The organism is Heyndrickxia sp. MSNUG (assembly GCF_049532715.1).
Classification (GTDB): domain Bacteria; phylum Bacillota; class Bacilli; order Bacillales; family Cytobacillaceae; genus Mesobacillus.
Genome location: NZ_CP150978.1, coordinates 3,047,926 through 3,069,252, shown reverse-complemented (window position 1 = coordinate 3,069,252; position 21,327 = coordinate 3,047,926). Strand labels below are relative to the sequence as shown.

Genomic DNA, 21,327 nt, shown 5'->3' with positions numbered 1-21,327 from the left:
AATCATTCTGGGCGGTATCGCAAGAACTGCACCTGACTTTCTTACAAAATAATAAAATAGTTCTGCCTGGATCCGTTAGCGGACTGGGACAGAGGGATGAAACAAGTACATGGCTTCAAAGGGTCCTTCTGGCATAGATGGGTCCTTTTTTAGTGTCCAGTATTGACCAATTGTTTTATCGCCTCTTAAGAAAAGGGAGGAATGAAAATGAAACAAACGACTGATTTCTTAAAAATGAAGCAGACCGGCAGTAAAATCGTCATGGTGACTGCCTACGATTATCCTTCTGCTAAGCATGCTGAACAGGCTGAAGCTGACATGATTCTTGTCGGTGACTCTCTAGGCATGGTTGTACTCGGATATGACTCGACAATTCCAGTCACGATGGAGGACATGGTTCATCATTCAAAAGCAGTCAGGCGCGGAGCTGGCAATACGTTCATTGTCGTGGATTTGCCTTTCATGAGTTATCATCTATCAATTAAAGACACGCTTATTAACGGGGCAAGAATCATGCAGGAAACCGGTGCAAATGCCGTAAAGGTTGAAGGCGGCGATGAAGTCATTGATCATATTAGGGCATTGACGAGTGCGGGAGTGCCTGTCATGGCTCATCTGGGCTTGACTCCTCAGTCTGTTGGCGTACTTGGAGGGTATAAAGTACAGGGCAAGAGTGCAGAGGCTGCAATGAAGCTGATAGAGGACGCGAAAAAATGTGAAGAGGCTGGAGCCTTTGCTGTTGTGCTCGAATGTGTCCCAAAACAGCTTGCAAAACAAGTATCAGAAAGCTTGACGATTCCTACAATAGGTATTGGAGCAGGAATGGATGTAGATGGACAAGTGCTCGTCTACCATGACATTATCACTTATGGAGTAGAACGTGTTCCTAAATTCGTTAAGCAATATACAAATGTAAATGAAATGATCGCTTCAGGATTGAATTCGTACGTAGCGGAAGTGAGGCTGCGCGCCTTTCCTGAAGATAAGCATAGTTTTACAATGAAGGAAGAGGAATTGCAGGCACTGTATGGAGGAAGAGAATGAAAATCATCACAACAATAGCTGAAATGCAGAAGGAAATGACCGCTCTGAAAGCTCAGGGGCATACAGTCGGATATGTACCAACGATGGGATTTCTGCATGAAGGCCATATGTCACTTATGAAAACAGCACGCCCTCAAAATGATATTTTGGTGCTGAGTATTTTTGTGAACCCGCTTCAGTTTGGCCCAACAGAGGATTTGGATGCGTATCCTCGGGATTTTGACAGGGATCACAAAACAGCTGAGGCAGAAGGTGTCGATTTTATTTTCTATCCATCTGCAGAGGAAATGTATCCTCAAGAAGCATCAAACAAAGTTACCGTTCAGCAGCGGACAAATGTTCTTTGCGGCAAGTCAAGACCAGGACATTTTGATGGTGTTGCTACAGTGTTAGTGAAATTATTTAATATTATTCAGCCTGATCGTGCTTATTTCGGGTTGAAGGATGCACAGCAGGTTGCGGTAGTAGAAGGTCTGATCAAGGATTTTAACTTTCCAATTGAATTAGTACCTGTAAATACGATCAGGGAAGATGATGGCCTGGCCAAAAGTTCGCGTAATGTTTATCTGTCAAAAGAAGAACGCGCACAGGCTCCTGAACTAAATAAAGGTCTTCAATTAGCAAAAGCAACTATTGAGAGCGGAGAGCGTAATCCTCAAAACATCGTCAGGCTGATTAACAAACATATAACTGATCATTGCGATGCGGAAGTTGATTATATAGAAATCTATTCTTATCCTGAGTTGAAAAAGCTGGAAACACTGAGTGGGAAAATCATTATCGCTCTTGCAGTGAGATTTTCTAAAGCCAGGCTGATTGACAATATAATATTAGAAATAGAATAACTTAACTTATTAGGGGGAATTCATTCCATGTTTCGCACCATGATGAATGCTAAAATACATCGAGCAAGAGTTACTGAAGCTAATCTGAACTATGTAGGCAGCATAACGATTGATAGTGATATTTTGGATGCTGTCGGTATGGTTGCTAATGAAAAAGTACAAATCGTAAATAATAATAACGGTGCTCGCTTTGAAACTTACATCATTCCTGGCGAAAGAGGCAGTGGTGTAGTCTGTCTTAATGGTGCTGCGGCACGTTTGGTCCATGAGGGTGATGTAGTTATTATTATCTCTTACGCTTTGGTGGCAGAAGAAAAAGTAGCGACTCACCAGCCGAAAGTAGCCTTGATGAATGAAAATAACCAGATTGTTGAAATGCTTTACGCCGAACCTGAAAGAACGATTTTTCAATAATCCCAAATGATAGGCAACAAATTTCACTTGTTATTTTCCGTTCATATGAACGATATAAAAAAACTCCCGCGTCGTCGGGAGTTTTTTCATACATATCCTTGCAGGAAACTTTGAAAAATAATGAACAAGAGCTTTATTTCCAAGCCATATCTGATGCAGTATTCTGCTTTCGCTTTTTTTCTTTTTATGTTACGTTTTTGTTTGACTGAATGTTAGAGGTGTAAATGAATGAGCCAAAAATATGTTGTAATAGATTTAGAAACGACGGGCAATTCCCCTAAAAAAGGGGATCGCATCATACAAATTGGAGCGGTTGTGATCGAAAACGGTAAGATTACTGGCCAATTTGCTTCTTTGGTTAATCCATTGCAGGATATCCCTGTATTCATTGAAGAACTTACAGGTATTTCTGATTCAATGGTCAAGGATGCGCCTTTATTTTCGGAAATTGCCTCCGAAATTACAAAAATGCTTAAAGACGCTTATTTTGTGGCTCATAATGTATTATTTGACCTTTCTTTTTTACAGGACGAGTTATTAAATGCCGGCTGTGAAGGATTTTATGGTCCTGTACTCGATACTGTTGAGATGGCAAGGATCCTGTATCCAACAGCTGACAGCTTTAAATTGACTGATCTGGCTGCAAAGGAGAACCTTAGACATGATCGGCCACATCAAGCAGACAGTGACGCATATGTCACTGCAGAACTTCTTTTAATCATGCTAGAGGCTCTGAATTCTCTGCCCCATGTTACATTAAAAGAGCTGGCAAAACTGTCCGAGGGACTGAAAAGCGATCTCCATTTGCTATTTGATGATGCCCTGAATCATAAAGAGAGCACAATTGAAATATTGCCTGGAGATATCGATGTCTTTCGCGGAATTGCATTAAAAAAGAAAATCTCCACAGTGGAAACTGTTCAAGCTAAAGTAGACTATCCGCGCACAAATGCAGAAAAACAGCATCTGCTGCACAAAGCATTTTCACAGTTCGAGTCACGCCAAGGCCAATATGAAATGATGGACATAGTATATGAGGCTTTTTCCAGGGATGGGCATGCCCTGATCGAGGCGAGTACCGGTGTAGGTAAGTCGCTGGGATATTTGGTGCCAGCTGCTATTTATTCTCTGGAAAACAATAAACCGGTCATTATCAGCACTTATACTACTCAGCTGCAGGAGCAGCTTTTATCCAATGACATTCCTAAGCTTGAAGCTATGTTCGACTGCCAGTTAAACACAGCGCTTATTAAAGGACGCAGCCATTACATCAGCATGGCAAGGTTTGAGCAGTCACTTAAGGAAGTTGAGGAAAATTACGATACTGCATTGACGAAAATGCAAATTCTTGTCTGGCTGACCCAAACTGAAACAGGCGATTTCGATGAACTTAACCTGTCCAGCGGTGGCATGCTTTTTTGGAATAAGATTAAATATGACCGTACAATGTTCCTGCAAACGAAGCAATGGGACGAGCATGATTTTTACAAAAGTGCCCTCAAAAAAGCAAAGGGAGCCAACATTTTAATTACAAACCATTCCATGTTATTGGCCGACATTGTCACGGGCAGCAGGTCATTACCTGAATACGAATATGCTGTGCTTGATGAAGGCCACCAATTCGAAAAAGCAGCGGGAAAATATTTTGGGAAATCGCTTGATTATATGGCTGTAAGACTTCTGCTAAACCAGCTTGGGCATTATGAGCAGACTCAGCTTTTTTACAAATTAGAGTCGATTATGAGATCTGCCGGCGTCGATCATTCTGAGAACCGTTTGCATACCTTTGAGATAAGTCAGCTTATTGCAGACCTGGGTTATGAAACGGACGAATTATTTAAGCTTGCTGGAATGTATGCACGAAAAACAAGCAAGTCTAAGTCAAATGGCAGCAAGCTTCATACAAGTCTTGCTCCAGATCATAACAACCGTATTTGGACCGCATTGAAAACCACTGCCGAGCGCTTCTATTTCTTAATAAAGGATCTGGAAAACGCCCTCGGACAGCGGCTGAAAGAAGCGATGAACATATCTCTGGAGCTCTCGCGGGATCATCAAGCTTTATTAGAGGAAGTCGTTCAAGTGAAGTCTGATTTAGAAGATATACGAAAGACAGCCAAGGATGTTTTCATTGATACGAGCAGTAAATATGTAAGATGGATTGAAGCCGACTTGAGAGCATTGCAGAATTCCACTACTATATTTGCCCGCCCTGTTTATGTGGCGGATGATATTGCAGACATTTTTTTCAACAAAAAAAGAAGTGTCATTGTTACATCAGCTACTCTGTCGGTAAATCAATCATTTGAATTTATAAAAAAGGAATTGGGTATTCAAACACCGCTTCTTGAAAAACAAATCCCATCACCCTTTTCATACGAAACTCAGGTGAAACTTGTAGTTCCCGACGATTTGCCAGATATTAAATCAGTGTCAAATGATGAATATGTAGCGGCCATTACAGAGCATATCATCTCTATTGCGGAGGCGACGAAAGGCCGTATGCTAATATTATTTACTTCCCATGAAATGCTGAAAAAGACTTATGATTTGATTAAAGAAAGCGGGCTGCTCGAAGAGTTCGTGCTCATTGCCCAGGGGATAACCGCGGGAAGCCGGACGAGGCTGACAAGGAACTTCAAGAGATTTGACAAAGCTATTTTATTTGGAACCAGCAGCTTTTGGGAGGGGGTTGACATCCCGGGTGAGGATCTTTCTTGCCTTATTATTGTCAGGCTGCCATTTTCACCGCCTGATGAACCTCTGACAGCAGCAAAGTGTGCTTTAATAAAAGAAAACGGAGGCAATCCATTCTCAGAATTATCCTTGCCTGAAGCAATCCTGAGATTTAAACAGGGATTTGGCAGGCTGATCCGGACATCCTCTGACAGAGGCATGATTTTTATCTTTGACCGAAGGCTGCTAACGACGTCGTATGGACGAGCATTTCTAAGATCCATTCCAGAAGTGAAAGTGAAAAAAGGGTCAATATCACATATCGTTGAATTTATTTACGATTGGCTATGATATTTTCAGGTAAATGACACACTCTATAGCTAGAAGTAATTGGAGGAGTGTACATGAAGCTGATCTTCGTGTTTTTGGTATTTATGAATTGGTATTATATACCTTTTGAATCTCCTTCTGCTCCTGTTGAAGTAGAGGGGGTGGACGTCCACCTGAAAAGAAATGAATCGGCTTTCACCTTTTTTTCATTAAGTGATGGTGAAGCTTCACTTATTCAGCATGCCAATGGAGAAAATATGCTTTTAAATACAGGTGGAAAGGGAACTGTTAAAGAACTTGACCGGCTGCTAAGCCTATTTAAAGTTAAAAACATATCAACAGTGATCCTGACATCCAGTGAAGGGCAGGGAAATCTCGAGCATTATATAAAGAAGTATAACGTTCGGCAGATTGTCACAGGAGCGTCAGCGAATCAGTCACTGTCAAAAAGTTTCATTCCGGTTGAGGTTAAGGTAATTCGCTGGGAGCAGGGAGATTTTCATAAACTGATGCCTGGTTTGACTGCAGAGGTAATCTTTGATGGCAGCGATGAAAATGAAGGAATGGATATTTCGTTTAAATTTTTCCATCATCAGATTTTTTATGTTCGTTCAGCCAGCCAAAAAGCTGAGCAGGTATTCCTGGAGAAGCCGCTTGAAAATGTCAATATCGTCAAACTCCCACAATATGCTGAAAAGGGATCTTTTTCCGATCTTTTAATTGAACATCTTGATCCCCAGCTTGCTATAATATTCAAATCAAGTACAAAAAAACCTGATCCTGCACTTTTAGAAATGCTGCATGAAGCATGGATTGACGTATATTTCACCAAGAAGCATGGTACTGTTACAATTAAGCTTACTAATTCAAATTATGATGTCATTACCATAATGAACAAAGAATAAAGTATTTTTTCGAATGGTTCTTTACTAAATTCTCTTTTCTAAAAGATTGAATTATAAAGGAGTAATTTTTTCTATCTAAAGAATCTTTGTAATCAAGCACTTATTAAAGCGAATGAATTATGCGAAGAAAAAACTGCGCAATTTATGCGCAGCCATTCATGTGTGTGGACTAGAAATGTATTGTTGATAGTTATACTCTTACCAGTGATGCTATATTCCTGATATAATGAGTATTGTGATTCTAGTGTTGCCTACTATACACTTACATATTAATGACAAAAATTGTTGTTTCAAGAGGAGGAATTCCAGGATGGAAAGCAAAATCGAAGTTTTAACAACAGTGAAAATCCAGCAAAGTCCCGATTTATATAAAATTGTGGATGCCCTGAACAGAACCTTAAAACATGATGACCTTATGTTTGGGCTTGCACTGGACCAGGAAGACAAAGAAAAAGCAGTATTTACAATTTATCGTACATAAAGAGTTGGAGCATTGAAAGCTGCTAGGCACTAATATATGTGCTCAATCCTTACCAAAAGAGCTTGCATAAAAGAAGGGGATATTGTGAAAAAATGGATTTTATTCAGTGTTCTCACGATTGTCGTCATTTCGGGAATTCTGATTAATGTATACTTAAATGCCACCGAACCGTTAAAGGCTGCAGAAGAAAAGGCTGTGCGAATTGCCCAAGAGAAGACAAACTTGAAAGATTTCAGTCAGTTCAGCCTATATAGCGGCGAAGAAACCTATTATGTAATGACAGGCAAAAACTCCAAGCAGGAAGAAGTATATGTCTGGATCAATGAAAAAAATCGTGAAGTCCTTACCAGAAATGCTAAAAATGGAATCACGAAAAAAGAAGCTTTAAATAAACTATATGAAGAAAAGAATCCCAATGAAATTGTAGAAGTCAGGCTTGGCATGGCCAGAATTCAAAAGACGGACAGGCCGGCATGGGAGATTTACTACCGTAACACCAACGATACAATTAATTATTATTATGTTGATTTCGATACTGGAGAAAAATTAAGGGCTATTGATAATTTATAAGAATTTTTATAGCAAGCTTTGCAGCTGCTGTTCATTCCGTTTACTCTGAATGCTACTTTGATTCCAAATGATCACATTCAGCGGAAGGTTAGAAAAAAATGTTCGTTTTCGTTTAAATGAAAAAATGAAAGCAGAAAATCTGCAATTCTTAAAATACTTGGGAGGTAAAAGGATGGAATTCCAGTTAGCCAGCAGAGTGGGAGCTCTCACTCCTTCTTCAACATTGGCAATTACCGCAAAAGCAAAAGAATTAAAAGCTCAGGGGAAAGATGTGATTGGACTCGGAGCAGGTGAGCCTGACTTTAATACACCACAGCATATTATCGATGCTGCTGTGAAGTCCATGAATGAAGGTTTTACAAAGTATACACCTTCAGGCGGACTTCCGGAATTAAAAAAGGTAATTGCCTCAAAGCTAAAGCGTGACCAGGGGCTAGAGTATAAGCCCAATGAGATTATTGTCACGAACGGCGCAAAACATGGCCTATATACATTATTCCAGGTGCTTCTGAACGATGGTGATGAAGTAATCATTCCAATTCCATATTGGGTAAGCTATCCAGAGCAAGTCAAGCTCGCCGGAGGAAACCCGGTTTATGTTGAAGGGCTTGAACAAAATTATTTCAAAATCACGCCTGAACAGCTTAAAGAGAAAATCTCCAGCAGGACTAGAGCTGTAATCATCAATTCACCAAGCAATCCAACAGGAATGGTCTACTCTAGGGAAGAACTGAAAGCTCTCGGCGATGTTTGCCTTGAAAAAGGAATTTTAATTATTTCAGATGAAATCTATGAAAAATTAATATATGGAAATACCCAGCATGTTTCTATCGCGGAAATTTCTGAAGATTTAAAGGAGCAAACCATCATCATCAATGGTGTATCAAAATCCCATTCTATGACAGGATGGAGAATTGGCTACGCGGCTGGTAACAACAAGATCATCAATGCAATGACCGACCTCGCAAGCCATAGTACATCCAATCCTACAACTCCTGCCCAGTATGCTTCTATTGCAGCGTACAATGGATCCCAGGAAGCTGTAGAAATGATGAGAACTGCATTTGAAGAAAGACTTGAAATCATTCATGCTAAATTAAACGAAATCCCAGGATTCTCATGTGTCAAGCCACAGGGAGCATTTTATTTATTTCCAAATGCCAAAGAGGCAGCACGTCTAAGCGGATGCAAGGATGTTGATGAGTTTGCTGAAGTATTGCTGACAGAAGCAAATGTTGCTGTCGTGCCTGGTTCAGGATTTGGTGCACCCGATAATCTGCGTCTCTCCTATGCGACTTCCTTAGATCAATTAGAGGAAGCCATTAGCCGCATTCATCAATTTGTAAATGGACGATCATAATCAAATATGCGGAGAATCTTAAACGATTCTCCGTATTCTAAGTTTGAGTGTTGCCTGAGCCTATGGGCAAATGTATAATGAAAACAATACATACTACCAGCTTTGTTTAGTTTTGGAGGGAACAATTAGTGAATAAATCAACAATCGCAGAAGTCCATAAATATGAAGGAAAAGAAGTGAAAATTGGAGCTTGGGTTGCAAATAAACGTTCGAGCGGAAAGATTGCTTTCCTGCAGCTTCGTGACGGGACAGGCTTTATTCAAGGAGTCGTGGTTAAGAGTGAGGTAGCCGAAGAAGTATTCCAATTGGCGAAATCAATCACTCAAGAATCCTCCCTTTATGTAACTGGAACAGTTACGAAGGATGAAAGATCAGCTCTAGGTTATGAAATGCAAGTCAATGGAATTGAAGTTATTCATCAGGCAACTGATTATCCGATTACACCAAAAGAACATGGAACTGAGTTCCTCATGGATCACCGCCATTTATGGCTGCGTTCAAAACGTCAGCATTCAGTGATGAAAATCCGTAATGAAATCATTCGTGCCACATATGAATTTTTCAATGAGCAAGGATTTGCTAAGGTGGATCCTCCAATTTTAACAGGAAGTGCTCCTGAAGGAACAACAGAATTATTCCATACTAAATATTTCGAAGAGGATGCATTCTTATCCCAAAGCGGTCAGCTTTACATGGAAGCAGCTGCAATGGCACTTGGAAAGGTATTTTCATTCGGTCCGACATTCCGTGCTGAAAAGTCAAAAACACGCCGTCACCTAATTGAATTCTGGATGATTGAACCAGAAATGGCATTTTATGAGTTTGAAGACAGTTTAAAAGTGCAAGAAGAGTATGTATCTTATATCGTTCAATCAGTAGTGAAAAATTGCCAAATTGAATTGCAAACATTAGGACGTGATGTTTCCAAGCTGGAGAACATCCAGGCTCCATTCCCAAGGATCAGTTATGATGATGCAATTAAATTCCTGCATGAAAAAGGATTTGATGATATTCAGTGGGGAGATGACTTTGGTGCTCCACATGAAACTGCCATTGCAGAAGCTTATGAAAAGCCGGTTTTCATCACGCATTATCCAACTTCTTTAAAACCGTTTTACATGCAGCCGGCTCCTGACCGTGATGATGTAGTCCTGTGCGCTGATTTAATTGCGCCAGAAGGTTATGGTGAAATCATCGGTGGCTCTGAGCGTATATATGACTATGATTTGCTGAAGCAGCGCCTGGAAGAGCATGGCTTGGCGCTTGAATCATATGAATGGTACCTGCAGCTTCGCCAGTTTGGATCCGTTCCTCACTCAGGATTCGGATTAGGACTTGAGAGAACTGTTGCCTGGATCAGCGGGGTAGAGCATGTTCGCGAATCTATTCCGTTCCCTCGTTTATTGAACCGTTTATATCCATAAGCATCAAATAGAAAAGGCCCGTGAATTTGGTGGTGACCCCACAAAGTTAGAGTTTTTATTATGCAGCTAATTGGCTGGTTTGAGTTCGGTATTGTATTGGACTTAAACCAGCCAGTTTTACTTTAATACGTTCATTATTGTAGTAATATATATACTCCTCTATTTTCCTTTTCAGCTCTTCATAAGGCACTAAGTCTTCTCCGTAATACATTTCTTGTTTGAGAATCCCAAAGAAGTTTTCCATTGCCGCATTATCTGCACAGCTTGCTTTTCTAGGCATACTTTGAAAGATTTTATTTCTCTTTAATGTTTTTACCCAGGTATTATGTTGATAATGCCAACCTTGATCCGAGTGTATCGTTGTACGATATTCTGCTTCGTCCTTAATGATTTCAATAGCTTTATTTAATGGCTCTAAAACCAGGTCCAATGTTGGTCTGTTGGATATACCAAAAGAGATAATTTCACCGTTGTATAAATCCATTATAGGACTTAAATATAGCTTTTGGTCATCAGTACATTTAAATTCGGTCACATCCGTTACTAGTTTTTGCAGGCGGATAGATGTATTGAATCTACGATTCAAGCGGTTTTTGGCTACTTTACCAACTGTACCTTTATATGATTTATAACGAGATTTACGTGTGAATTTTTCACATTTTAAATTCAATACACTCATTATTCGTTGAACCTTTTTATGGTTAATCACATACCCTTGTCCTCTTAACTCTAAATAAATGCGACGATATCCGTATTTACCCTCGTGCTTTTGAAATAGATCAGTAATTAGTTCCTTCCACTCTTTATCTGGATCATCTTTTTTCAATTGCTTCACTTGATAATGATAAGTTGCTTCTGGAATATCTACTACTACTAATATATCTTTTAATCTGAATCCTTCTTCTTTGAGTTCAAATGCCAACGCTGCTTGTGCTTTTCGAGGAAGGCATTCGGATTCTCCTGAAAAGCGTTTAACTTTTTTAAATATGAATTCTCTAAACGTAAAAGTTCATTTTCACGTTCTAATAGTTCTTCACGAGATAACTCTATTTCTTTTTTTAGTGATTTTCCTTTATGATTTTTAGACATAGAAGGCCGCCCTTTCGCTTTTTCTTGCAGGCCCTCTATACCCTTCTCTAAGAAGGTTTTGTACCAATTGTTAATTAATGAAGGGTTGTTCATCTCAAAAACAATCGCAGTATCTTGGTAAGAAGCACCTGTCTGTTTCATAAAGTTTAGTACATTTAACTTAAATTGGACAGAGTAAACTTTTTTAGAATGCTTCCTACGCAGTCCGTCTTCGCCAAATTCTTTATAAGCACGAACCCATCTCCTAATTTGAGATTCAGCAGGGATACCATATTTTTTAGCTAATGATATATAGCTTATAGTACCTTCTAGATATTCCTTTACGATTTTTAATTTAAATTTTCCACCATACTTTGCCATACAAAAACACCCCAGAAGTTAGATTGTAACTCTAACTTCTGGGGTGCAGTACCTTTACGGGCTTTTTTGTTAACAGATTTTCACGGAGCACTTATTGTTCAAAATTATTATAGTGCTGAGAAAATGAACAACAAGGAAGGCTATTGATAATCAAAACTTATAGGAAGTGCATAGGTGTTCAAAATTTAACATTGGCAGGTGGATATCTCTATTATCAATCATTCTTTGTTCTTCATTTCATTGTTCCAATGACCCTTATTGGAACATCCATAATGCATATTTCATCATTTCATTGTTCCAATGACCCATATTGGAACAAACATAATGCATATTTCATCATTTCATTGTTCCAATCACCCATATTTGAACATCCATAATGCTTATTTCTCCCGTTCATTGTTCCAATGACCCTTATTGGAACAACCATAATGCATATTTCATCATTTCATTGTTCCAATGACTCTTATTGGAACAACCATAATGCATATTTCATCATTTCATTGTTCCAATGACCCATATTGGAACATCCATAATGCTTTTTTCTCCCGTTCATTGTTCTAATAGCTCTTATTGGAACATCCGATTTCATGTTTTTTTGCTATTTTTCGACTAATTTCCCTTTTTAATCTTTTTCTATTTTATTACCAGCCGGGCTTGTTCATGCTATACTATGAAAAGAGGTGTCCGGAATGAAAAAAGCAGATATGTTAGATTGGCTGAAGGAAGGGAATATTACCATTCCTGCTGTACTGCTTACACAGTACAAAGAAATGAGATTAAACGAACAAGAATTAGCACTTTTACTTCATGTATTCTACTTTTCGGAAAAAGGAAACGAATTTCCTACTCCTATGGAACTTGCTGCCAACATGACGATATCAGCCTTCGAATGTACAGATTTGCTCCGAGCACTGATTCAGAGAGGGTTTATATCAATTAATGATGGCGATTCTTCAGACGGAATCAGATTTGAGAAATATTCACTGGAGCCACTCTGGGAAAAGCTGTTTGATCAATTCATGCTCAAACGGAAGAAAGAAAAAGAGCTTCTTGTCCGACAAGAAGAAACGGACTTATATACTTGTTTCGAAAAGGAGTTCGGCAGGCCATTATCTCCTTTTGAATGCGAGACTCTGGCGATGTGGATGGACGATGATCACCATGACCCGATTATCATTAAGGCTGCTTTAAGGGAAGCTGTCATATCGGGCAAGCTGAATTTTCGGTACATAGACCGAATTCTTTTTGAATGGAAGAAAAATGGAATCAAAACGATTGAACAAGCTAAAAGTTATGGGAGAAAATTCAGGCAGCATCAGAACCTGCAAAAAGCAGGGAAAGAAGAACCAAAGGTTTCTCCAAATCCTGTGCCATTTTATAATTGGCTTGAACAGTAATCTTCTACGAGAGAATTCATTCTCTCGTTTTTTTATCCAGGCTCTTTTTGCAAATCCCATTAAAAAGAGGCTTGATCAGTATTATTTAGCTGGCTCTCAACCTATCAGGTTTAAGCCATCATCACTTTAAAAGCGCGGGTGAAGTCAATGTTAAATAAGCAAGAAATAAGATATTGCCTTGATGAGATGGGCAGATTGTTTCCCGATGCCCATTGTGAGCTGGTTCATTCAAATCCTTTCGAACTAGTCATAGCTGTAGCGTTGTCGGCTCAGTGTACAGATGCATTGGTAAACAAAGTAACAAAAGGATTATTTGAAAAATATAAAACACACGAAGATTTCCTGAGTGTCCCTCTGGAGGAGCTGCAGCAAGATATCAGATCAATAGGGCTATATCGCAATAAAGCCAAGAACATCCAAAATCTTTGCAGGCTGCTTATTGATGAATACGGCGGAGTAGTTCCTTCCGATCGAGATGAATTGACTAAGCTCCCTGGTGTAGGTAGAAAAACCGCTAACGTTGTTGTTTCAGTTGCATTTGGTGTCCCAGCAATAGCAGTGGATACCCATGTTGAAAGGGTCAGTAAGCGACTAGCCTTTTGCCGCTGGAAGGATTCAGTTTTGGAAGTTGAAAAAACTTTGATGAAAAAGATTCCAGAAGACGAATGGTCTATTACTCATCATCGAATGATTTTTTTCGGGCGATACCATTGCAAAGCGCAAAACCCAAAATGTGAGACGTGTCCTTTGCTTGAGATATGCAGAGAGGGAAAGAAGCGTATGAGGAGCAGAGACTAAGTGGAAAAAGAATGTCCTTTAGCAGAGATTGAGGAACTCAGCCATAATATAATCCTAAAGTGGAAGCAATCAAAGCTTGCTCTCGAAGGCTTTTTTAAAAATAGAGAAGGCGAAAAGGTATTGTCAATAATGAATGACTCAATAGAGCTTTTCAATGAATACCTATTTATTTCAAACGGTAAAAAGGTTAATGGGAAAATCAATGATTATCTTGTTAAGCCTGTAAATGTCCAGGAAAGGCTTAATTTCATTGAGACAAAGCCGCGTCTTTATCACTCTTACGTACAATTGGCAGAACTGTTTTCTGAACAGGAGAAGCTGTTTGCCAAGAATATGGCTTTATCTAAAATCAAAAAACGTCCTGACTAAGTCAGGGCGTTCTTTTGATTTTAGATATTCTAAAGCATAGGTCCTAAAAACCAGGAATGGAAACATCCCCGCCATCCCCGGTACCATCACCAGTACCAGTACCATCACCAGTACCGGTACCATCTCCAGACCCATCACCAGTACCATCACCAGTTCCGTCGCCATTGCCATTGCCATTGCCATTTCCGTTACCGTTACCATTTCCGTTACCGTTACCATTACCATTACCGTTGTCGATAGTACCGTCACCTTCTGGTTCAGTTGGTAGTTCTGGTACTTCAATAGTCACTACGGCTGGATCAGATTGTTGGTCACCTCTGACAGCAATTACTTTAAATGAGTAAATTCCGCCTGGAACTGGATTTGCAATTTTCAATCCAGTTTCGGAGGTAGTTGTAAGTTGTTGTTCAGGACCTTCATCAAGTGATGCAGTAACTACAAAGCTAATATCTTTTTTGTCCTTTTGCTTGAAATCCCATTTTAAGATGATTTCATTTTTCTTTTCATCATACTTGGCTTCCAGTTTGCCAGGAGACTCGATTTTGTCGAACTTCTTGGAGACTTCATTCGGAACATTTCCTTTAACAGCCCATTCATAAAGTACTTGATCCTCTGGTGTATATTCGCTTGCAAGCTTCGCAGGCATAGTGTCTTTTTCCACTTTCACTCGTTCTACACTTTTTGGAACTGTGAAATCTGGAGTGTCAACATCCTGGGAAACATAGGACATTAAGTCTTTAAAGAGCATTTGCGATATTTTTTGTTCCGTACCATATAATGCTGTCTTTCTATTTTCATATCCCGTCCATATAGATGCTGTGTATCTGGTTGAATAACCTACAAACCAGGAGTCTGGCACACCGCCAGAACCGATGCCCCATTTGTTTATTTCATCTTCAGTGTAATTCGTGGTTCCGGTTTTACCAGCAACATGTAGACTTGGGATATTTGCATATGTTGCACCTGTACCAGAAGTAATTGCAGTCTTAAGCATATCAGTGATCATGAAAGCTGTATAATCCTTCATGACAACTTCAGTTTCAGGTGTCATATCAATCTCTGTTTTGTCTCTAAGGACAATTTTTTTGACAGCATAGGGCTTCGTAAAGAACCCATTGTTGCCAAATGCAGCATATGCTCCTGCCATTTCGATTGGTGAAATTTCATGTGCACCGATTGAAGCTGATTCATAAATTTGATCATTTAGCGTTAATCCGAGATTAGTTCCAAATTCCCGCGCTTTTTCGGCTCCAACTGCCTGGAATGCCTGAAGTGCTGGAATATTGATTGATTTGGCCAATGCCATTCTCATTGTCATGATTCCGTTATACTTGTCATTCCAGTTTCCGATTGGCTCTCCATTAGAATAGGTCATAGGCTTATCTTCGAGCATATGGTAAGTACCCCATCGTAAATGCTCAATAGCCGGGCCGTAATCCAGAATAGGCTTAATTGTCGATCCTGGCTGCCTTTTAATATCGGTAGCGAAGTTAAGTCCCCTTTGAACTTTTTGGTTCCTGCCTCCGCCAATCGCCCTGATTTCTCCTGTCTTTGTGTCAAGCAGTGTGATGCTTGCCTGCATTTCATCATTAGGGAATTCTGCTGCAGCATTCGAACTCAAAATGTTCTCTACATGTGTTTGTGCTTTAGGGTCAAGGGTTGTATAGATTTCTAATCCGTCGGAAAAGATATCAAAATCGCCTTGAGATTCTACTTCATCAATAACCATATCGACAAACGAGTCAAATGGTTTTTCATCTTTCTTTTTACGATTTTCTTCCTTAACTAGCGTGGATTCTACTGGTATTTTCTGTGCTTTTTCCATTTCTTCCTTGGAAATGAATCCATGCTGGTGCATCAATGATAGTACAATATTTCTGCGGTGCTCTGCTTCTTTTGGATGCTTGAACGGATTATAGTTATTAGGGCTTTGAGGCATTCCCGCAAGAAGCGCTGCTTCATGAAGCTCAAGTTCATCCAGGTCTTTGCCAAAATAGATCCTTGAAGCTGTTAAAACACCATGACTGTTTTCAGACATATAGATTTTATTGACATACATCTCAAAAATTTGATGCTTCGTATACTTTTGTTCTAGCTGGTATGCGAGCCATGCTTCCTGTGCTTTTCTTGAAAGGGTCTTTTCAAATCCGAGGAAATAGTTCTTCACTACCTGCTGTGTAATCGTCGAAGCACCCTCAGATCCAAAACCATGAGTGATATTGGCAATTACCGCTCCGCCCAAGCGGATGACATCAATACCGTTATGCTTATAGAACCTGACATCTTCTGTGGCAATGAAAGCATCCTCAACTTGTTTGGGAATATCCTCGTAGGCAACATAGTCTCTATTTTCTGAACCGACCTCTGTCACAAGATTATTATCTTTATCATAAATCTTTGAAGATATTGGATCTTTAAGAGTAGCTTTATCAAGTTTAGGAGTATCCTGTATCATAAAAGCAAAGACAGCTACACCAGTTAGCATGCCAATAATTCCAAGGGTAATCAATGCAAGGAAAATCTTTTTGAAGGTTCCTTTTTGTTTTTTATTGCCTTTAGCATTATTATTTTTGGATGCCAGCTGTTTTCGCCGCTCCTCTCTTGTTTGCGGTTTCTGTGCCATATAATGTTCCTTCCTTTCTAACCTTAAGACTCTTTTCATAATTTGATGTTATAGAATGTTTTTGACTGTGACTTTTACGAAAAGAGAACGAATCCTCAATTTAAAAAACTATGTCATATGCGATTTTTACTAACAAAAAACTAACTAAGCTTATAAAGATAATCTATAACTTTAATATAGTCAATCCTTGGGTTAAGCCCGAGAGAGATTTGATTGCCGAAATCTTTGACTTCTTCCTTAGTAATCGACTTTCTACCTCCAGATTTCATTCTATCCCAAAAAGTAAGCAAATGGCTTGCTTCCAGAAGGAAAACCTCTTCTTCAGTAGAGAAACGAAGGATGACAAAACAAATGCCGCCCTGATCCAGCACTGATTTCATATGGACAATCTGGTGTTCATGAAAGTTTTTTAATGGAAAAGACGTCGAGAACTTAGTCTCTTTCGCTTCAAAATCAATGTACCTTCCTTTGTAGACACCATTATAGTCAGTAGTGGAGGCCTGTTTAAAGTATGCCTCTTTTATGACTGCCGCACTCCTGCGGGGATAATCAACATTTACGATTTGTACTGGAGTCGGTTTTTTATGAATGACTGCAATCGCTCTGTCAAGATAATAAGAGTTGGTTTCGTTTAAATCTTCTTCCAGTGTCATGCCACGGTTGCTGTATGCTGTGTTTTTTTCTTTTTTAATCTTAACAGCCTGTTCTGGCTTTGGGTTGTACCTTTTGCCATTTGGATAATTAAAAATCAAGCTTACCACCTCACAAACTACACTTTATCATACCAAATATGATGACTTTATGGTTGAATAAAAAGCCCCATTTAAATTCACCCTAAAAAGAACCTAAAGTAAAGGAAGAGAAAAGGTGTGTCAATAACCCAAAATCCCCAATATTATCAGCTGCCAGATGATGAATATGAAGTCATTCAAAAAATCAAGGGTGAGACAGAAAAATATAATGTAGACAATATTTCCAGGACAAATGCGTATCTCCAATATTATTTAAAGACTCCAGAAATGACCTGGGCTTTTCTGGCAAGCATGGTATCAAGAAACGGCGGCTATAATATGTGCGACCTGGAGGGAGAATGGTTTCCGAAAATGATCGATCCCGCCATCAGGAAGCGTTTATTCCTCACATTTGAAAGGGCAAACTGGCTGATTTTCCGTGATGCCTATTCACAGCTCCTTTTATACAACTATTCGACGAAAAAAAACACTCCAATGTTTCACTTGTTAAAATTCCTTGATGTATCCTCCTTTATGGAGAAAGAATGGCAACGATTCTGGGAAACAAGGGACAAGAAAAGACTGATGATCGCGTTAATTGTTAACGAGCAAAATGTGATTCATAAACCAGTGATTTTGCACCATGTCTTTAAGAAGAGGGTGTTTAACACTTGGTTGTTTTCATTTGAAGATTTTTTCCATTTTAGCACTGTTCTTTTTCCTACTTGTGATGGGGAGCTCTATGGAGCAAGTGTTAATGGGTTCAAATCTGTAAATAAAAGGATTGACCTTGGAAAAAGATTGGCATCGATTTTGTTTGATCAGCGAAAATATCCCTTATTTCTTGAATTTGCCCTTAGGACAGAACATACCGCTTCAAGACATGATTATGAGAAATTTTTTCCGAATTACAAAAGAAGAGACACTCCTTACTTAAGGTGCACCTACCCGATCATCAGCCACCATTACCATGAACAAGGGGACTGGTATAAAGAGAGGAAGTTTCAGCATAAATGGCTTGAGAAAGAAATAAAACATAGACATCCGACTCATTTGACTAAATGGTACCTCCAAAAACAGAAACAACTTCATGCACTAGTCTCATTAAAGGATATATTTACCACAAGTTAAAAAATCCAAAACAAAAAGCAAGGGAGCCCCTTGCTTTTGTTTAGTCATTCTGCAGGACGATTTGGTCCGTCAAGTTTTTTGTCACCATAGCCTGCTTTTTTCTCAGATGTATTATTTGGATTCTGCACTTTTTTGTTCTGCTTCTTATTCATAAAAACACCTCCCGAGATTAGTTTGTTCATTTGGACTTTTTTCATGCGGGCCACAGGTGTCGAAGAATGTAATCCTTGTAATAAAAAAGCACTTTGTTTGCCGAATTCCTTCTAGTTTTGTCAGGTGTGAAGGAAGATAAGTATCAAGGGAGAATTAAAGAGTAAGAACGTGATGAGTTATATATTTTATTTTTTTCTATTCGAATTAGTGCCGCCAGGACTTCATCTGACAGACCTTAAAATTAATCAATGTTAGGAGAGATTGTGTATGAGAGCAGGAATCGAAAAGAAACAAATTTTAGGGGTATTGACGGATATGATTCATAACCTGGAAGTCGCTGATGCCAATTTACAAGATACACTGACTGGAATTAGATCAGACATGTGCATTGCTCAGACAGAGCGGCTGGAGAAAATTGAACTTGTACTCGATGGACTTGAAAAGGACTTATCAGCCTATAAATACAGCAACGCTCCGTTGATAACTGATACAAAAGGTTTAAAACTTGAATTAGGTTTTTAATATATAATAGAATAAAATGCAATCTAAAGTAGCTTTCATTTATGAATAGGCTACTTTTTATTTGGTCTCCATATTTATAACAATCGGTTAATTTAAAGAAAGCAGGAATAAAAAATGGATCAGCACCAGCAAATAATAGAATTATCTGAAAAATTGATCAATTATTCAGAGAGCGCTCTAAGGCGATATGAGTTTTCAAAACAGGAAGGCACCAGGGGGGATTTCCATACAGAGGTTAAGCCTTTTGCAGACGAGGTGAAAGAGACTGCAATACTTTGGAAAGAAGCAGCGACGAATTGGGTTATTGAGCATAAACCTAAAAATCTCCATTCAAGTCAAATCGAAACCGCAGCTGATTATATAGAGGTAATTTCTGTCCAAGCATTTTTTCCGGAAACCAGCAGGAAGAGGTTTCTTGACCAAATTCAGTCTGTCGAGTTTATTTTGCAAAGTCTGATATTGGCTGTAGAGAAAGTTACACAAATAAAATAACTGACTCAGAAGGTCTCATTCAATGGCCTTTTGAGTCAGCTTTAAATTTTATAATTAAATAGAAAACTCTTTCTGATCTTCTGGAATGAAGGCTCCTTGTAGTTCCAGCTCACGAACAAGGTTCCGGTATTCATTAATGGTTATTTCATTTTGAATATACGATTTTTTTGTGAAATCGAGCAATTCATTCACATGTTCCGGAGTGTATTCTTTTGTTTGGGCAAAGAGATTTTTAAGTTCGTGAACGTTCATCTTTCATCCTCCTCCATCATTTGATTTCATCGTATCATGAAAATTGAATTGTCATTTATTTTTCAAAAATTTAAACTTCCGACAATTAATTTCATGTTTAGACAAAAGCGGTAGGCATTTCCAATCTCTATCACCATCTGGGCGACTACATCATAGGATATAGTAATGAATCTATGGAGGAGGATGTTCGCCCATGTTTGGCCGCAGGAACAAGACGCATGCCTATCAGCAACAGTTTTGGGAAAATCAATATTATCAAGGATCTAATAATTGGAATGGAACCATTCAAGGTTTGAACCGGCAGCAGCCGTACCCTCAACAATATGTAAACCCTCAATGGAACAGCATACAGGGAAATTGGCATAATCAATATATACAGCAGGAATACCCAACCAATCCATATATGCAGGGAAATCCTCAATGGAACCAGCAATATTCAATTGCCCAACCAAAGAATAATTATTCAAAAATGCTTTTTCAAAATCCGCTCCAGCCAGAGGATGACCCGATTTATGGATACTACAGCCAGCAGGCTGATTTTCAAAATTACAATCCTTATCCACAGCAGGCATTTATGCCAAAGCAGCCATCAGGATTGCAATCCATCATGAATTCATTTAAAAGCCAGGACGGAAATCTTGATGTCAATAAGATGGTAGACACTGCAGGTCAGATGATGAATGCGGTGACTCAGGTATCGTCTTTGGTTAAAGGGCTCGGCGGAATGTTTAAAGTGTAAAAGCAAAAGCAGGCGATTGCCTGCTTTTTTTAGTCTTGATCTATTATAATATCTATTTTCTTGCCTGGTTTCTTAGCAATTTTTATTTTGAGCAGCCCATCGATATAGGAAGCCCGTATTTTCCTCTCGTTAATAGGCTGTGAAAAGGGTATAGTCCTGCTTGACTTTTGCATTGAGGACCTGTGTCTCTGTGATTGATTGATATCGTTCACTTCTGTAGACGACTCAGATTTATTTACAGTTATCGTCAACGAATTGTTGATCACGTCGATGGAAATCTGATCTTTTTTAATACCAGGCAATTCAGCTGTTACCTCATATTCTGTGTCTGTTTCATATAAGTCAATATGAATTGGGGAATAGGGGAAGGGCTGTTTGAAGAAATCATCAATACTTTGCAATATTCCTTTTACAGGTTTTTCCTGCATGATATGATTCATTGATTTAAACCATTGTTCTAGGGCTTCATGTCTTTTTGGGCGATCAGGATGGTTAGGTGCCATCGTGTCTCTTCCTCCTCTGCAAGTATCTTATAATAGAATATGAGGGACGGAATGTCCTTGTTCACTTTCCTGCATGATCTTTTAAAACCAAAAGGTGATGATTATCTGTTTTCCGCAAT

The 21,327-nt window shown here is 39.0% G+C and carries 22 protein-coding genes; 16 read left to right on the top strand and 6 right to left on the bottom strand.

Features of this window, described 5'->3' with window-relative positions; translation table 11 throughout:
- Nucleotides 1–207: 207 nt before the first annotated feature.
- The 9 genes from panB to asnS all read left to right on the top strand — a co-directional run bounded on the left by panB (nucleotide 208) and on the right by asnS (nucleotide 10,049).
- Nucleotides 208–1,044 (top strand): 3-methyl-2-oxobutanoate hydroxymethyltransferase, encoded by an 837-nt coding sequence (gene panB / locus AABM38_RS15410; protein WP_423407219.1) that lies wholly within the window; start codon nucleotides 208–210, stop codon nucleotides 1,042–1,044.
- Nucleotides 1,041–1,889 (top strand): pantoate--beta-alanine ligase, encoded by an 849-nt coding sequence (gene panC, locus AABM38_RS15405; RefSeq protein ID WP_423407218.1) that lies wholly within the window; start codon nucleotides 1,041–1,043, stop codon nucleotides 1,887–1,889. Before panB ends, panC begins: the two co-directional genes overlap by 4 nt.
- 27 nt (nucleotides 1,890–1,916) lie before the next feature.
- Nucleotides 1,917–2,303: an aspartate 1-decarboxylase gene (gene panD, locus AABM38_RS15400; RefSeq protein ID WP_423407217.1), complete on the top strand. Its 387-nt coding sequence runs from the start codon at nucleotides 1,917–1,919 to the stop codon at nucleotides 2,301–2,303.
- 228 nt (nucleotides 2,304–2,531) lie between these two features.
- On the top strand, nucleotides 2,532–5,330 hold the full coding sequence (gene dinG, locus AABM38_RS15395; RefSeq protein ID WP_423407216.1) for an ATP-dependent DNA helicase DinG: 2,799 nt from the start codon (nucleotides 2,532–2,534) through the stop codon (nucleotides 5,328–5,330).
- 53 nt (nucleotides 5,331–5,383) lie between these two features.
- Nucleotides 5,384–6,214, top strand: coding sequence for an ATP-dependent DNA helicase (locus tag AABM38_RS15390; RefSeq protein ID WP_423407215.1), 831 nt, complete (start codon nucleotides 5,384–5,386; stop codon nucleotides 6,212–6,214).
- A gap of 310 nt (nucleotides 6,215–6,524) precedes the next feature.
- The gene (locus AABM38_RS15385; protein WP_335375666.1) at nucleotides 6,525–6,695 is read left to right on the top strand and encodes a YpmA family protein; all 171 of its coding nucleotides are present in this window, start codon (nucleotides 6,525–6,527) and stop codon (nucleotides 6,693–6,695) included.
- Nucleotides 6,696–6,779: 84 nt separating this feature from the next.
- On the top strand, nucleotides 6,780–7,265 hold the full coding sequence (locus tag AABM38_RS15380) for a DUF5590 domain-containing protein (RefSeq protein ID WP_423407214.1): 486 nt from the start codon (nucleotides 6,780–6,782) through the stop codon (nucleotides 7,263–7,265).
- Between the two features lie 172 nt (nucleotides 7,266–7,437).
- Nucleotides 7,438–8,625 (top strand): pyridoxal phosphate-dependent aminotransferase, encoded by a 1,188-nt coding sequence (locus tag AABM38_RS15375; protein WP_423407213.1) that lies wholly within the window; start codon nucleotides 7,438–7,440, stop codon nucleotides 8,623–8,625.
- A 128-nt stretch (nucleotides 8,626–8,753) separates the two neighbouring features.
- Nucleotides 8,754–10,049, top strand: coding sequence for an asparagine--tRNA ligase (asnS, locus tag AABM38_RS15370; protein ID WP_423407212.1), 1,296 nt, complete (start codon nucleotides 8,754–8,756; stop codon nucleotides 10,047–10,049).
- A 58-nt stretch (nucleotides 10,050–10,107) separates the two neighbouring features.
- Here asnS and AABM38_RS15365 read toward each other — a convergent pair whose 3' ends face one another.
- Together AABM38_RS15365 and AABM38_RS15360 are read right to left on the bottom strand one after the other, a co-directional pair.
- On the bottom strand, nucleotides 10,108–11,037 hold the full coding sequence (locus AABM38_RS15365; protein WP_423410763.1) for an IS3 family transposase: 930 nt from the start codon (nucleotides 11,035–11,037) through the stop codon (nucleotides 10,108–10,110).
- Nucleotides 10,935–11,498 carry a helix-turn-helix domain-containing protein gene (locus AABM38_RS15360; protein WP_423407105.1) on the bottom strand — a complete coding sequence of 188 codons (564 nt, stop codon included), beginning with the start codon at nucleotides 11,496–11,498 and terminating at the stop codon, nucleotides 10,935–10,937. Before AABM38_RS15360 ends, AABM38_RS15365 begins: the two co-directional genes overlap by 103 nt.
- A gap of 689 nt (nucleotides 11,499–12,187) precedes the next feature.
- Between AABM38_RS15360 and AABM38_RS15355 the strand changes: the two genes are divergently transcribed.
- The 3 genes from AABM38_RS15355 to AABM38_RS15345 all read left to right on the top strand — a co-directional run bounded on the left by AABM38_RS15355 (nucleotide 12,188) and on the right by AABM38_RS15345 (nucleotide 14,062).
- Nucleotides 12,188–12,895, top strand: coding sequence for a DnaD domain-containing protein (locus AABM38_RS15355; protein ID WP_423407211.1), 708 nt, complete (start codon nucleotides 12,188–12,190; stop codon nucleotides 12,893–12,895).
- Nucleotides 12,896–13,042: 147 nt separating this feature from the next.
- Nucleotides 13,043–13,693 carry an endonuclease III gene (nth, locus tag AABM38_RS15350; protein WP_423407210.1) on the top strand — a complete coding sequence of 217 codons (651 nt, stop codon included), beginning with the start codon at nucleotides 13,043–13,045 and terminating at the stop codon, nucleotides 13,691–13,693.
- Nucleotides 13,694–14,062: a YpoC family protein gene (locus tag AABM38_RS15345; protein WP_423407209.1), complete on the top strand. Its 369-nt coding sequence runs from the start codon at nucleotides 13,694–13,696 to the stop codon at nucleotides 14,060–14,062.
- Nucleotides 14,063–14,105: 43 nt separating this feature from the next.
- Here AABM38_RS15345 and AABM38_RS15340 read toward each other — a convergent pair whose 3' ends face one another.
- Both AABM38_RS15340 and recU read right to left on the bottom strand, forming a co-directional pair.
- The gene (locus AABM38_RS15340; RefSeq protein ID WP_423407208.1) at nucleotides 14,106–16,685 is read right to left on the bottom strand and encodes a transglycosylase domain-containing protein; all 2,580 of its coding nucleotides are present in this window, start codon (nucleotides 16,683–16,685) and stop codon (nucleotides 14,106–14,108) included.
- 140 nt (nucleotides 16,686–16,825) lie between these two features.
- Nucleotides 16,826–17,437, bottom strand: coding sequence for a Holliday junction resolvase RecU (recU, locus tag AABM38_RS15335; RefSeq protein ID WP_423407207.1), 612 nt, complete (start codon nucleotides 17,435–17,437; stop codon nucleotides 16,826–16,828).
- A 123-nt stretch (nucleotides 17,438–17,560) separates the two neighbouring features.
- Between recU and AABM38_RS15330 the strand changes: the two genes are divergently transcribed.
- The 3 genes from AABM38_RS15330 (at nucleotide 17,561) to AABM38_RS15320 (ending at nucleotide 19,714) form a co-directional block, all read left to right on the top strand.
- Complete coding sequence (locus AABM38_RS15330; RefSeq protein ID WP_423410762.1) at nucleotides 17,561–18,547, top strand: DUF2515 domain-containing protein; 987 nt, start codon at nucleotides 17,561–17,563, stop codon at nucleotides 18,545–18,547.
- Between the two features lie 420 nt (nucleotides 18,548–18,967).
- Nucleotides 18,968–19,222: a hypothetical protein gene (locus AABM38_RS15325; protein ID WP_423407206.1), complete on the top strand. Its 255-nt coding sequence runs from the start codon at nucleotides 18,968–18,970 to the stop codon at nucleotides 19,220–19,222.
- A gap of 114 nt (nucleotides 19,223–19,336) precedes the next feature.
- Nucleotides 19,337–19,714, top strand: a complete 378-nt coding sequence (locus AABM38_RS15320; protein WP_423407205.1) for a YppE family protein — start codon at nucleotides 19,337–19,339, stop codon at nucleotides 19,712–19,714.
- A gap of 54 nt (nucleotides 19,715–19,768) precedes the next feature.
- On the opposite strand, the gene AABM38_RS15315 is transcribed toward AABM38_RS15320, so the two are convergent.
- Nucleotides 19,769–19,966, bottom strand: coding sequence for a YppF family protein (locus AABM38_RS15315; protein WP_335375654.1), 198 nt, complete (start codon nucleotides 19,964–19,966; stop codon nucleotides 19,769–19,771).
- A 193-nt stretch (nucleotides 19,967–20,159) separates the two neighbouring features.
- On the opposite strand from AABM38_RS15315, the gene AABM38_RS15310 reads away from it, so the two are divergent.
- The gene (locus tag AABM38_RS15310; RefSeq protein WP_423407204.1) at nucleotides 20,160–20,705 is read left to right on the top strand and encodes a YppG family protein; all 546 of its coding nucleotides are present in this window, start codon (nucleotides 20,160–20,162) and stop codon (nucleotides 20,703–20,705) included.
- A 29-nt stretch (nucleotides 20,706–20,734) separates the two neighbouring features.
- Here AABM38_RS15310 and AABM38_RS15305 read toward each other — a convergent pair whose 3' ends face one another.
- Nucleotides 20,735–21,208, bottom strand: coding sequence for an Hsp20/alpha crystallin family protein (locus AABM38_RS15305; protein WP_423407203.1), 474 nt, complete (start codon nucleotides 21,206–21,208; stop codon nucleotides 20,735–20,737).
- Nucleotides 21,209–21,327 lie beyond the last annotated feature (119 nt).

Excerpts from the sequence above, each read along its gene's own strand:
- AABM38_RS15315 (WP_335375654.1), bottom strand. The coding sequence starts at position 19,966 with ATGAACGTTCACGAACTTAAAAATCTCTTTGCCCAAACAAAAGAATAC.
- panC (WP_423407218.1), top strand. The coding sequence starts at position 1,041 with ATGAAAATCATCACAACAATAGCTGAAATGCAGAAGGAAATGACCGCT.
- AABM38_RS15355 (WP_423407211.1), top strand. The coding sequence starts at position 12,188 with ATGAAAAAAGCAGATATGTTAGATTGGCTGAAGGAAGGGAATATTACC.
- AABM38_RS15325 (WP_423407206.1), top strand. The coding sequence starts at position 18,968 with ATGAGAGCAGGAATCGAAAAGAAACAAATTTTAGGGGTATTGACGGAT.
- AABM38_RS15360 (WP_423407105.1), bottom strand. The coding sequence starts at position 11,498 with ATGGCAAAGTATGGTGGAAAATTTAAATTAAAAATCGTAAAGGAATAT.
- AABM38_RS15310 (WP_423407204.1), top strand. The coding sequence starts at position 20,160 with ATGTTTGGCCGCAGGAACAAGACGCATGCCTATCAGCAACAGTTTTGG.
- nth (WP_423407210.1), top strand. The coding sequence starts at position 13,043 with ATGTTAAATAAGCAAGAAATAAGATATTGCCTTGATGAGATGGGCAGA.
- AABM38_RS15385 (WP_335375666.1), top strand. The coding sequence starts at position 6,525 with ATGGAAAGCAAAATCGAAGTTTTAACAACAGTGAAAATCCAGCAAAGT.
- panB (WP_423407219.1), top strand. The coding sequence starts at position 208 with ATGAAACAAACGACTGATTTCTTAAAAATGAAGCAGACCGGCAGTAAA.
- AABM38_RS15340 (WP_423407208.1), bottom strand. The coding sequence starts at position 16,685 with ATGGCACAGAAACCGCAAACAAGAGAGGAGCGGCGAAAACAGCTGGCA.
- AABM38_RS15320 (WP_423407205.1), top strand. The coding sequence starts at position 19,337 with ATGGATCAGCACCAGCAAATAATAGAATTATCTGAAAAATTGATCAAT.
- AABM38_RS15390 (WP_423407215.1), top strand. The coding sequence starts at position 5,384 with ATGAAGCTGATCTTCGTGTTTTTGGTATTTATGAATTGGTATTATATA.
- AABM38_RS15375 (WP_423407213.1), top strand. The coding sequence starts at position 7,438 with ATGGAATTCCAGTTAGCCAGCAGAGTGGGAGCTCTCACTCCTTCTTCA.
- AABM38_RS15305 (WP_423407203.1), bottom strand. The coding sequence starts at position 21,208 with ATGGCACCTAACCATCCTGATCGCCCAAAAAGACATGAAGCCCTAGAA.
- panD (WP_423407217.1), top strand. The coding sequence starts at position 1,917 with ATGTTTCGCACCATGATGAATGCTAAAATACATCGAGCAAGAGTTACT.
- dinG (WP_423407216.1), top strand. The coding sequence starts at position 2,532 with ATGAGCCAAAAATATGTTGTAATAGATTTAGAAACGACGGGCAATTCC.